Below are 12,160 nucleotides of genomic sequence, written 5' to 3'. Positions count from 1 at the left end.
TTTACGGCCAGAAGGTTCCACAATCCGGCTTGATAAATGACATTAAAATCCCTTCGTTAAGCGAGTTGTATTCGCTGTCGTCCTGAATTGGAGTGGAGGCATGGTGAATCGCAATGACGTGCCAAAGGTCGTTGAATACGGGAGAACCGCTCGATCCGGCCATGGTGTCACTGGTGTAACGTAGCTTGTAGGAATCCGTATTGATGGTTACACTGGAGGTCAATACGATTTGCTTGAGTCCACCGTTGGGATGTTGTGTAATGGATACGTGTTCGCCGGGAACCGGATCTGCATCGGGATTAAGGTGCAGTTTGCCCCACTGTTCTAAAGGAGGTTTTGATGCATCGGCTTTTATCCGTACAATGGTGTAATCGAGGGCAGGATTGGTATAAAAATAGGCTGGGTCGAGTCTATACCGGTAAGTTGTCAATAATTCATTTGACGCATTCAATTGATAATTAAACTCAACTTTGGTCTGTTCTGCAATTGATGCCGTTGGAATGACATGGTGGTTAGTCATCAGGATGCCTTCATCAATTAGAAAGCCGGTTCCAAGACCAACCGGAGTCAAAATACGACACACGCTTTTGGTCGCTTTGATTCCTGTTTCAATCCACGAAATTTGTTTAAGATTATTGATGCCGAGAATCTTTTCCCTGCTAATTTTTTTTACTGCCGTTGTGAAAGCTGACTGCAATTCAATTCTGATGTCAAGTGGAAATAGGCTGCGGTCGACTTCTTTCGGGAGCACTTCAAGTAATTGTAGTAGAGCATGGGAGATTTTGACTTGCCCGACTTCAAACTGCTCCTGGGTGATTAACCCTTTCCGTTCGCTTAGTAACAATCGGTTGTACTTCGCTGTATGAAGGATAATTTCATTGTAATGGTCAGGGCTGTTGAAATGTAAGTAATTTGTAAGCTGTTCAAGCGCCTGACTCATTTTGCCATCAGCAATAAGTTTTCTGATATCATCAATAAAATCAGCCATAAAAACTATTTTAAAAGAGGATAGATTTAGGGAATAGCAAGGCTATAATCACATTACAAAGCATGAATGGCAATGGATTACCTCAAAAATAAGGCTGCAAAATTCAATGAAGGGCCAGTCAAGGGTTTACGACGCTGCTTTGGTATAAGCTGAGACTGACACAGGAAATTCAGGCGGTTTTTTATGCTAAAATACCGGTTTTTCAATACGATATTAAAAAACGCAAAATATTTATTTAACGGGTAATGCCTGCCAGGATTCCCGGTCGATTTTGTTCCCTCATGAATAATCAAAAGGGTGAAAACGGCGCTATCCTTCTACCCGGCTTGGTGTAAGGGAATGGTTTTTACCGACGATTATACCTCCGTCGTTTCCCCTTCAACCGCCAGAACCGTTTCCGGGAAAACGGACCGGGCCTGAACCAGAAACTCGTCGGTGGTTTTGTAGCGCGATGAAAAATGCCCAATCATCAACCGGCCCACTTCCGCCTGAACCGCCGTTAATGCTGCTTGCCGGGCGGTAGAGTGGAAGTATTTTTCGCTTAGCGCTTCCATATCGTCCAGAAACGAGGCTTCGTGGTACAGCAAATCTACGCCCCGAATCTGGTCGAACATGGCTTCATGGTAGCGCGTATCGGAGCAAAACGCGTAGGAGCGAGCCGGTGGGGCGGGGATGGTGTAGTCTTCGGCACGGTACAGAACCTGCCCAAGGTCATCCAGAACATCGTTGCCATCTTTTAAATGCCGGTAGAAAGCCACCGGCAAATCAGCGGGCAGTTTTTCGGCAATCAGTTTCCGTTTGCGGTTTTTCTCCCGAAACAGAAAACCGGTGCAGTCGATGCGGTGCTGGAGCGGGATGGTTTCAACCCGGACGTTCGGGTGGTCGAGAAGCTGCGTTGGCTGGTGCGGGTCGGTTTCCTGAAAATGAAGCGGATAATTCAGCTTCGTGTCCGAGTACCGGAACTGCGTGGTGATAATCTCCCAAAGCCCGCGCGGGCCGAACAGCCACAGATCATCGGTTCGGCCGGACAGGTTGAGGCTCGACAGCAACGGGACGAGCCCGAAATAGTGGTCACCGTGGAGGTGGCTGATGAAAATGTATTTGAGCCGACCGGGCCGGAGGTGGTTTTCCATCAAACGGTATTGCGTTCCTTCCCCACAGTCGATCAGAAAATAATCGCCTTCAATCGCAACGACCTGGGCGGTCGGGTGGCGATTCAGGATGGGCGTTGCTGAACCGCTGCCAAGTATAGTCAGGTTGAATGTCATATTTTTTGTAAACTTGCCGGGAATCCATTCAGTTTCCGAATCTCAACTTATTCTTTCAGGGATGCGCATCAGATGCGCATCCCTGAAACCTTTATAACTGAAAACCGTAAAACCCACTCTATGCTGCATCTTGGTTTTGTAAGTGCCATTCTGGCGGACTACGATCTGGAACATGTGTTACAATTTGCATCGGAGCAACGCTTCAAATGCGTGGAGGTCATGTGCTGGCCGACGGATCACGCGGACGCCCGGCGGTATGCGGGCGTGTCGCACATCGACGTCGACAACCTGGATGTCAAACACATTCAGTTACTGACGCAAAAATATGGTGTTTACATTTCGGGCCTGGGCTATTATCCGAATCCGCTCGATCCGAATCCGGAAAAAGCCGCCTACTTCCGCGAACACATCAAGAAAGTGATCCGGGCGGCTGCGAAGCTGAATGTGCCGGTAGTCAATACCTTCATTGGTCGGAATCCGTCGCTCAACATCACGGAAAACCTGAAGTTGTTCGCGGCTCACTGGCCCGAAATTGTGAAAGTTGCCGAGGAAAATAACGTAAAAATTGGCATCGAAAACTGTCCCATGTGGTTCACGAATGATGAATGGCCAGGCGGGAAGAATCTGGCGACGACGCCCGCGATCTGGGACCGGATGTTCGAGATCATTCCGTCGCGGATTCTGGGTCTCAACTACGATCCGTCGCACCTGATTTTTCAGATCATGGACGAAGTGCGGCCCATTTACGACTACAAAGACCGGCTCCACCACATTCACCTCAAGGACGTAAAACTGTATCGTGACAAGCTGAACCGCGTCGGCATCATGGCCAATCCGCTGGAATACCATTCGCCGAAACTACCCGGTTTGGGCGACGTCCGCTGGCGGGAATTTTTCACGGCATTGACCGACGTCCGGTACCGCGGCCCGGTTTGCATCGAAGTGGAAGACAAAGCCTACGAAGGCAGTCCCGAAGACGTACAGACGGCCATTCTCACCGCACGCAATTACCTGAGCCAGTTTCTGGCCTGATATTGATTTTTGTTTCGCAGAGTTAAGCGGAGGAAAGCAGAGTTACGCAGAGTTCATTAGAGAAAAAACTCTGCGTAACTCTGCTTTCCTCCGCTTAACTCTGCGAAACAACTCTTTCCCTAACTTAATTTCCGTAACCCGCATGTCGAAATTTAAAGCTGCCATCATTGGCGGAGGAAGTATTGCCGATAAAAACCACATTCCGGCGCTGAAAAATCTTTCGGATTTGGTCGACATCGTGGCCGTTTGCAGCCGCGACGGATCGAAAGCCCGGGCGCTGGCCGATCAGCACGGGATTCCGCACGCCTTTGCCGACGCTGCGGAAATGTACCGGACGTGTCAACCAAACGTGGTCATCAACTGCACCCCGAATACCCTGCATTATCCGTTCACGATGCAGGCGCTGGAAAACAATTGCCACGTTTTGTGCGAAAAACCGCCTGCGCTCCACGCTCACCAGGCTCGTGAAATGGCTAATCTGGCGGCTCAAAAAGGACTGATTCTGGCCTATAACCTGCAACTGCGGCAAACGAGCGAGTGGGAGTTGCTGATGCGGTGCAAAGCCAACGGTCAACTGGGCGACATTTACCACATCAAAGCGAATTTTCTGCGTCGGCGGGGCATTCCGGGCTGGGGATATTTTACGAACAAGGAAATGCAGGGCGGAGGAGCGTTGATGGATCTGGGCGTCCACGTGCTCGATCTGGCATTGTGTGCGCTCGACTATGCGGTTCCGGCAAACATTCTGGCGAACACCTACGATTTCATCGGGAAAACCGGGGGCAAAGGGCTGATGGGTTCCTGGGACCCGCAGAAGTTTGAAGTGGAAGATGCCTGCATGGCCTATCTGTCGTTCCCGAACAAAGCGTCCATTATGCTCTCGGCTTCGTTTGCGTTGAATACGAAAACCGATATAGACCGTAATCTGGAGGTGTTTGGCAGCAAAGGCGGGGCAAAGCTGTTTCCGTTTTCACTCTACACCGAAGTGGCCGGCGAACTGGCAGATGTTCACTTTCCGTATTTGGAAGATGTTGATATTCAGCTCAAGAATACGGCGGCTTTTCTGGATGCCTGTCTGGGAAAACCGTCCAACGTCTGCACGGCGGAGCAGGGCGCGATTTTGCAGGAAGTCGTGGAGCGGATTTACGCGTCGGCGGAACGGTAGAAAGTTGGATTTCCGAACGAAAATCTTTGCGTGAATTGCCGATATATCATCCTTGAAATTTAAAAATTCAATCTTTAAATTTCAAGGATGAGGTTACAATAAACAAGGAAAAATGGAATGGCTCTCTATGACAACTTAATCGTCTGAACTTCCCCCAAATTCGTAACTGTCGTCGTCTTCGCTGCGGAAGTCGTTTTCGAGTTCATTCATAAACACGGCATCGACGGCTTCTTCAACCGTTGGCAAAATGGTCAGATCCGGAATTTTTGAACCGTCCAGAAAGTCGATGACATCCTCGTTTTTCGTCACCAGAATCAACAAACCGGATTCATTGGAGCATTGCCGGTTGATTTTCCGGATGGTGGGAACCCCGCCATCTTCGATTTCCTGAACCGCCGTAAAATCGACGATGATGTTGCTGTAGCCTTCCCGGAAGAGGTTTCGGCTGAGGGTTTCGAAGGTCGTCGGAACCTCCCCGCCAAATACCGTTTCATTTAGCGTAACGAGCGAATACTGCTCGTTTTTTTCAATGGCATAATTCATAGTGGATAACCTTGGTCCGTTTCAAAAATAAGTAACAGTTAGCGAACGGCGGATATTTTCTTCAATGCGGTCGTAAATATTATCAGTTTCCGACCGGATAAAAGGCTGGCCGGTCACGGTCTCGTAGAGTTCGATGTAGCGATTGGAAATCTGGTCGATCCATTCGTCACTCATCGCCGGAATCGTCTGGCCTTCTTTGCCCTGGAACTGGTTGGCGATCAGCCATTCCCGGACAAACTCCTTCGACAACTGCTTCTGCTGTATGCCTTTCTCCTGGTTCTCGGCGTAGGAATCCGCGTAAAAATACCGGGATGAATCCGGGGTATGAATCTCGTCGATCAAATAAATCTGCCCATCGAGCATCCCGAATTCGTACTTGGTATCGACCAGAATCAGCCCGCGTTCGGCGGCCATTTCGGTGCCGCGATTAAACAGGGCCAGGGCGTATTTTTCAAGCTGAACGTATTCGTTTTCGGGGACAATGCCCTGAGCCAGAATCTCTTCCCGCGAAATGTCCTCATCGTGTCCTTCCTGAGCTTTGGTGGAGGGCGTAATGATCGGCTCGGGAAGTTGATCGGCTTCTTTCAGACCGTCGGGCAACGCCACTCCGCAGAGCGTCCGTTTTCCCGCGCGGTATTCGCGCCACGCATGACCGGCCAGATAGCCCCGCACCACCATCTCGACGGGATATGACTGGCATTTCAGGCCCACACTCACGTTCGGGTCGGGAACGTCCAGCAGCCAGTTCGGGACGATGTCGGCGGTGGCTTTCAGGAAATGGGCTGCTGTCTGGTTGAGCACCTGTCCTTTGTACGGAATCGGGACGGGCAACACCACATCGAAAGCCGAAATCCGGTCGCTGGCCACCATAATCAGGCGGTCGTCGAAATGGTACACATCGCGAACTTTACCCCGGTAGAAACCGGTTTGTCCGTCAAACTTAAAATTGGTTTCTTTTATCGCCTGCTTGGGATTACTCATTTTCGAAGTCAAAACAATTATAAATGTAAAATGAGGAATGATAAATGTAAAAGTGCGGGTCTCGATTTCTAACTTTTACATTTATCATTCCTCATTTTACATTTTACATTTAAAATTATATTTTCTCAATCACCAGCGCCGACGCGCCCCCGCCACCGTTGCAAATGCCAACGGCTCCAATGTGACCATTTCGTTGTTGCAAGACATTAGCCAGGGTCGTTACGATTCGCGCACCAGACGCGCCCAGCGGATGCCCCAGTGAAACCGCCCCGCCGTTGACATTCAGTTTTGCCTGCGGTATTTCCAGAATCTGGCTGCACGCCAGGGCCACGACTGAAAACGCTTCATTAATTTCGTAATAGTCAACGTCTTCCGGTTTTACCCCCGCCCGTTTCAAAGCAGCCGGAATGGCCAGCGTGGGGGAGGTCGTAAACAGGGCCGGTTCCTGTTCGGCATCGGCATAGCCGAGAATGCGGGCGATGGGTTTCAGTCCCAGTTCCTCCGCCTTTTTCAGACTCATCAACACTAGGGCCGATGCTCCGTCGTTGATGGTCGATGCGTTGGCCGCCGTGACGGTACCGTCGGGCGAAAATGCCGGTTTCAGCTTCGGAATTTTATCAAAAAATACGTTTTTATATTCCTCATCTTCGCTCACTGTCAGGTTGCCTTTGTTGGTCGGAACGTCAACCGGGATGATTTCGGCTCCAAAACTACCATTTTTCGTGGCTTCTGCCGCCCGCTGGTATGACTGAATCGCAAACGCGTCCTGGGTTTCGCGACTGATGTTGTATTTGATGGCGGTTTGATCGGCAAAAACGCCCATGGCATTTTGGTCAAACGGATCGACCAAGCCGTCTTTTGCCAGCCCGTCGATCAACTGCCCGTCGCCATATTTATACCCAAACCGCGCTTTCGGGATGTAATAAGGCGCATTCGACATGCTTTCCATACCACCGGCAATGATGACGTCGGCCTGGCCCAGTTGAATGGTTTGAGCCGCTATCATGATGGCTTTTGTTCCCGACGCACACACTTTATTGACCGTCGTGCAGCGGACGGTTACGGGCAAACCGGCTTTCAAAGCCGCCTGCCGCGCCGGGGCCTGCCCCAGATTGGCCGACACGACGTTCCCCATAATGACTTCTTCCACCAGATCGGGAAGAAGTCCGGCTCGCTGGTATGCCGCCCGGATCGCCATCGCACCCAGTTCGGTAGCCGTCAGGGGAGCCAACGTTCCTCCAAAGCTACCAATCGGCGTGCGGACAGCCGAGACAATCACTACATCATTCATAGTCAATGGGTTTGTCTGGGCGATCTAATAGGTGTTGAATGTAAGCCGGTCTTTCGTTTTGGCCGTTTGTTTTCGCTGGTGGATGTACTGCACTTCATTGGCCTGCATGGAATTCAGAATCGACAAAGCCTGTTCTTCCGACAGATTCAGCGACCGAAGCCGACGCAACAACTCGTTTTTAGTATCCCCCTGTTCCACTTCCGTACCACTTTCTTTTCCCCGTTCCAGCGCCGTTTCCGTTTCCTGCTGTGATTGACGCGGTTTGGGTTTAGGTCGCTGAGCGCTATTGGGAATGGGCTTGCCGGAGTAGGTTTTTTTGATCAGTTCATAGTTAAACTGGGCGGGCTCAAGGGCCGGAACCGTATTCAGTGCTTTCCGGAACAAGGTCAGCGCAGCGGTTGAATCGCCTTGCAAAACCGCAATAACACCCAGTTGGATTTCGGCAGCCGCGGCCAGGTCGGGTTGGCTGACCTGCGCCACCAACCGGTAATGTTTCTGGGCCTGGGCGTATTGCCGGAGTTGAAAATAGGAGTGAGCCAGATTCAGCCGGGCCGATGGCTCCACAAATAGCGCCGAGTTGACCAGGGCGACGTATTGCTCGGTAGCCCGTTTGTAATTACCGGCCTGGTAGGCCCGTAGCCCTTCAATCCGCGCGATGTTATCATGCGAAATCTTATCGAAAGAACGATTGTCGTACAACCAGAGCAAAACCGATAAAATCAGGTAGGTCATGTTTGGGCTTGAAACGTTCGCAAAAATACGAACTCTTTTGGACAACTGGAACGGGTTTACAGCTTAAACGTTCGAACCGTCACCAGGATGTCGATGGCGATCAGAACCAGCGCCACGACCAGAAAGTAATAGTATTTATTGGTCGTCACCTCCAGTTTGCGCTGGTCGACCAGCCGGTTTTCCATCGTCTGGATGGCCGAAATGAGGGGAGTCAGGTCGCCGGACGACGACGCCAGTTCTAGGTATGAGCCGCGGGTTTCCTTCACAAACTGCCGTAAATAGCTGCGATTCAGGCGGGTTTGCACAACCTTGCCGTCTTTGTCGCGCAGGTTTCCTTTAGGCGTCGGAATGGTGCTGCCGTTTTCGGTACCGACGCCAACGACAAAAGGCGCAATACCGTATCTCCGCAGTTGACCGGCCAGGGCCGGGTCACATTCCCCAAAATCTTCGCCGTCCGTCAGCAGAATTAATACTTTGGTTTGGGTCAGATCCGAGGTTTCGGCCAGTTGTTTCCGCAGGGCCAGTTCCACGGCGGAACACAGGTTGGTGCCGGATTCGGGGACGAGCTTGGTATTGAGAGATTGAATGAACAGCGTCAGTGCCCCCTGATCCGACGTGAGCGGGGCATGAACGTAGGCTTCCGTGGAGAAAACCAGCAGGCCAAACCGGTTGCCGGGCAGCGCATCGACCAGCCGTTTCAGTTCATACTTTACTTTTTCCAGCCGTGTGGGCGGAATGTCGGTCGCGTCCATTGATTTGGAAAGATCGACGGCGATGTAAATATCTTTTCCTTCTGAAACCAGTTCTTTTTCAACGACCCCGAAAGAGGGGCCGAGCAACGCAATCAGCAGGAGGATGAAGTAGCCGGTTCGCAGAAAAAACTTCGGAATGGTGGCCCAGGCGGTGCTGCCCAGCAAGCGCGCAACCCGAAAGGTTCGAAAAAAATAATAGCCATAGAGCAGCACGAAGACGGCTATGAAGAGGTATTCGGTTTGGGTCAGGCTGTGATTCCAGTTCATGCAATTCGCAAAGGATCAGGACATCAACGAACTGTAGGCCGTTGGATTGACTCCGTGAAGCTGCGAAATTAGGAGGAAATGACCGGATGCGCTACCGGAGATCACAAATTGCTGCGAAACTTTTTTGGCTGAAATCTTGGCGAAACGGTGGGAATACCTCTATATTTGTGACCCCAATGACGCCAAAGCGGCTTTGGGATTGTTCTGGAGAGATGCCTGAGTGGCCGAAAGGAACAGTTTGCTAAACTGTCGTACTGGCAACGGTACCGAGGGTTCGAATCCCTCTCTCTCCGCCAGAATTTAAATAGAAGGGATTTTAGAGGCCCCGATTTTCTTTTCCGAATTAAAATCGTACCTTTGTGCTCTCGAAAGTAATCGGGGTGTAGCGTAGCCCGGTATCGCGCCTGGTTTGGGACCAGGAGGTCGTAGGTTCGAATCCTGCCACCCCGACGCTAAAAACCGCCTAAATTTAACGATTTGGGCGGTTTTTTTTGTAACAACTGCCCGTAATTGTACTTTTCCAAGAGTGAATTGTGACAAAAAGAACCCAAAATTCGAACCGTAGTCCCTACCCCTACAAACTCCCCCGGTTGATCAAAACCACCAATGTCTGGTATATCCTGTACTACGTCTGGAATGTGGATACCCAGAAGCTCGTTCGCAAGCGCGTTTCGGTCGAAGGGCGTACCGACGCCGAACGCGAGCAGGATGCGTCGGAAATAATTGCTTGGGTAAGCAAAGAACTACAAAGCGGGGCCTATGTCGGCACCCCCAAACCGAGTCCCCAACCCGCGGCCTCCGACGTTACCCTCAGTAAAAACCTGACGCTGACCCAGGCGGTGGCCTACTTCTTTCAAACCAAACGCGATATTGCCGACAGTACGGCGATCCTGTACACCAATTACAGCAACCATTTCCTGGCGTTTTTCAAGGAACGGGGGAATGCCCAGGTGCAGTTACGCCAGATCACCAAACCCGTCGTTTTGGCGTTCATGGACCAGGTCAGGCTGGCGGGCAAGACCCGCAATAACATCCTGGGTTTTATGCACTCGTTTTTTGAGATGTACGTCGAGCGGGAAGTGATCGAGAAGAATCCGGCGGCAAAGATCCGAAAAGACTCCCTGGAGGAATCGGAGGATCACTTGCCCTTTACCCCGGAGCAGATCCGTGAATTGAAGGAATCGATTCTGGAGCGGGGCGACGAGCAGTTGTGGCTTTTCTGCCAGTTTATTTACTACACCTTCGCCCGGCCGGGGCAGGAGATTCGCTTGCTCCAGGTGAAAGACTTGATGCCAACCAGCATCCGGATTACGGCAAAACGGGGAAAAACGAACCGGTTTCGGTACCCTTTTCTTTCCCCGGCCCTTGAGGCCGAAATCATTCGTCTCGGTTTACGGAAATATCCGCCGGACTACTTCGTGTTCAGCAACGCCAGTAATTCGGACAACCCCAATCATCCGGATAATTTCAAGGTGGTTCCGGGACCCACCCCGCCGGGCCAGAATAGCTATTACAACCGCCACGTCCGGCACCTGAAGAAACTGGGTTTATTCGGCAAGGATTACGATATCTATTCCTGGAAACCGACCGGGGTCATTGCGCTCTGGAGTGCCACCCTGGACATGAAGCTGATCCAGGAGCAGTGCGGCCATTCCACGATCAACCAAACCGATCGCTATCTGCGCAAGCTGGGCCTGGTCATCCGACCCGAAAAGCTCAACGAGTTTCCGACCATCTAAACCCGCCACAGCTCCGCTTCGCAGATCAGGATCGGATCATCACCCAGGGCGGTTTTCAGGGAGCTGATCAGGTAATCGACGCCCTGGATGTGGACCTTCTGGCGCAGGGTGAAGCGGGCCAGATCGGCCGCCGACAGATACAGATTCCGCCGGATCGGGAAGGTGCGGCCCTTGAAACGCTCGAACCGGCGCCAGTGGGTGTCCACCAGGTTGCCCGCCCCCGACCACAGCAGGGTCTGGCCCGCGTAGGCATTGGTGGCCGTGGGCACCCCGGCCACCAGACCGTTGTAGAACAACAGCCGGTTGCTCAGAACCGGTTTGCTGTCTTTGTTCAGGACACTAAACCCGGTCTGGCTGGTGGTGGCCAGGCCTGTGGCTGGGTCAGTCAGCAGCGTGGAAAACCGTGACTTGACGGGCAACAGCACCCCGCCCGCTTTCTCGTCGTTCTCCGGCGTCTGGTACTTGTCCATTACCGCTGGAATGGGTTTCATGGTTGCATCATTGCCGTCGATCTCGTAGCTCAGCTCCAGCCTTCCGTGCTGGTCGGGAATGCGCAGGTGGGCCGGGCCGGTTTTGTAGCTCCAGTTGGTGAGCGTGGGCTGCGCCAGCACGTCATCGACAAAGTCAATCGTGCAGATCTTTCGACGCACGTTGAAATCCAGCCACAGGTTGAAGAGTTTCCGCAGTTCGATCAAGAGTCCGCCCATCGTAATTTCCGGCAAATGATTACTGTAGGTGAGCGTGGTCTGCTCATCGAGCGGGTACAGGTTGTAAAACACCAGCCGCTGCATGGCGGGGCTATCCATGAAGGCCCCCTCAAACCGCCAGCCCGTCAGTTCCCCGTAGCGTTTCAGGATCTGGTGCACGAAGAACATCGGCACGCGAGCGGTCGTTTTATAAAGCCCTGCTTCCTGCTCATTGACTTTGCCGGTAAAACCGCCCACGACCTGGTTGCCGTAGAAGGCCGGGTTATGAAGGGTGGGAAAGCAATACCGGTCCACCAGCGGATCGACGCTGGCGACCGGCGATGCCGGAACCGGTTCGCTGCCCAGTGCGGTGAGCTGCGAAAGCGGGATTAGTTGGTAATCGCCGAAAATATCGCCCAGGTTCTGGGTGAAATACAGACTGTAATCGGGGGTGGTTTCCCGAATTTTGACGTAGCCCTGCTCGACGATGGTGCTGTTATGGTACTTCTCGCAGTACCAGCGCCGTTTACTGCTTTCCACCTGCGGGTTGTGCAGGTGCCCCAGCACCCGCCGGTTGGTGGGGGTGCTGGGCAACTGGAAATCATAGATGCGACTGCCCTGCACGGTCGAAAAATCAAAAAGGGGCTGAATTGCTCCAGCGTCAGCACCATGCCGGGTTTGCGGTCGACCGACACGCCTTCGATGCGAATGTCTAA

11 protein-coding genes and 2 tRNA genes are annotated in these 12,160 nt (G+C 52.2%); 5 read left to right on the top strand and 8 right to left on the bottom strand.

What is annotated here, in order from left to right:
• Position 1 precedes the first annotated feature (1 nt).
• Together F0P93_RS29155 and F0P93_RS29150 are read right to left on the bottom strand one after the other, a co-directional pair.
• Entirely contained in the window at positions 2 to 988 is a 987-nt protein-coding gene (locus tag F0P93_RS29155; RefSeq protein ID WP_150881329.1) for a trypsin-like peptidase domain-containing protein, read from the bottom strand.
• A 356-nt stretch (positions 989 to 1,344) separates the two neighbouring features.
• Entirely contained in the window at positions 1,345 to 2,256 is a 912-nt protein-coding gene (locus F0P93_RS29150) for a ribonuclease Z (protein WP_150881328.1), read from the bottom strand.
• 120 nt (positions 2,257 to 2,376) lie between these two features.
• Between F0P93_RS29150 and F0P93_RS29145 the strand changes: the two genes are divergently transcribed.
• The gene (locus F0P93_RS29145; protein ID WP_150881327.1) at positions 2,377 to 3,288 is read left to right on the top strand and encodes a sugar phosphate isomerase/epimerase family protein; all 912 of its coding nucleotides are present in this window, start codon (positions 2,377 to 2,379) and stop codon (positions 3,286 to 3,288) included.
• Positions 3,289 to 3,430: 142 nt separating this feature from the next.
• Entirely contained in the window at positions 3,431 to 4,453 is a 1,023-nt protein-coding gene (locus tag F0P93_RS29140; protein ID WP_150881326.1) for a Gfo/Idh/MocA family protein, read from the top strand.
• Positions 4,454 to 4,588: 135 nt separating this feature from the next.
• On the opposite strand, the gene F0P93_RS29135 is transcribed toward F0P93_RS29140, so the two are convergent.
• The 5 genes from F0P93_RS29135 to F0P93_RS29115 all read right to left on the bottom strand — a co-directional run bounded on the left by F0P93_RS29135 (position 4,589) and on the right by F0P93_RS29115 (position 9,019).
• A complete protein-coding gene (locus tag F0P93_RS29135; RefSeq protein WP_150881325.1) occupies positions 4,589 to 4,996 on the bottom strand; it encodes an STAS domain-containing protein in 408 nt (135 codons plus the stop codon).
• Positions 4,997 to 5,017: 21 nt separating this feature from the next.
• The gene (locus F0P93_RS29130) at positions 5,018 to 5,977 is read right to left on the bottom strand and encodes a phosphoribosylaminoimidazolesuccinocarboxamide synthase (protein WP_150881324.1); all 960 of its coding nucleotides are present in this window, start codon (positions 5,975 to 5,977) and stop codon (positions 5,018 to 5,020) included.
• A 115-nt stretch (positions 5,978 to 6,092) separates the two neighbouring features.
• Entirely contained in the window at positions 6,093 to 7,268 is a 1,176-nt protein-coding gene (locus tag F0P93_RS29125; RefSeq protein WP_150881323.1) for an acetyl-CoA C-acyltransferase, read from the bottom strand.
• A gap of 24 nt (positions 7,269 to 7,292) precedes the next feature.
• Complete coding sequence (locus tag F0P93_RS29120; RefSeq protein ID WP_150881322.1) at positions 7,293 to 8,000, bottom strand: tetratricopeptide repeat protein; 708 nt, start codon at positions 7,998 to 8,000, stop codon at positions 7,293 to 7,295.
• Between the two features lie 56 nt (positions 8,001 to 8,056).
• Entirely contained in the window at positions 8,057 to 9,019 is a 963-nt protein-coding gene (locus tag F0P93_RS29115) for a vWA domain-containing protein (protein WP_150881321.1), read from the bottom strand.
• 206 nt (positions 9,020 to 9,225) lie between these two features.
• Between F0P93_RS29115 and F0P93_RS29110 the strand changes: the two genes are divergently transcribed.
• The 3 genes from F0P93_RS29110 (at position 9,226) to F0P93_RS29100 (ending at position 10,758) form a co-directional block, all read left to right on the top strand.
• Positions 9,226 to 9,315: transfer RNA gene (locus tag F0P93_RS29110), tRNA-Ser, on the top strand.
• 80 nt (positions 9,316 to 9,395) lie between these two features.
• Positions 9,396 to 9,469: transfer RNA gene (locus tag F0P93_RS29105), tRNA-Pro, on the top strand.
• A gap of 83 nt (positions 9,470 to 9,552) precedes the next feature.
• On the top strand, positions 9,553 to 10,758 hold the full coding sequence (locus tag F0P93_RS29100; protein ID WP_150881320.1) for a tyrosine-type recombinase/integrase: 1,206 nt from the start codon (positions 9,553 to 9,555) through the stop codon (positions 10,756 to 10,758).
• Here the strand turns inward: F0P93_RS29100 and F0P93_RS29095 are convergent.
• Positions 10,755 to 12,068 (bottom strand): hypothetical protein, encoded by a 1,314-nt coding sequence (locus tag F0P93_RS29095; RefSeq protein WP_225309697.1) that lies wholly within the window; start codon positions 12,066 to 12,068, stop codon positions 10,755 to 10,757. The two genes, F0P93_RS29100 and F0P93_RS29095, sit on opposite strands and share 4 nt — an antisense overlap.
• Between the last annotated feature and the right edge of the window lie 92 nt (positions 12,069 to 12,160).

This window comes from Larkinella humicola (assembly GCF_008727875.1).
GTDB lineage: Bacteria > Bacteroidota > Bacteroidia > Cytophagales > Spirosomataceae > Larkinella > Larkinella humicola.
Note: the sequence above shows the minus strand (reverse complement) of the source record. Positions and strands in the feature narration are given on the sequence as shown.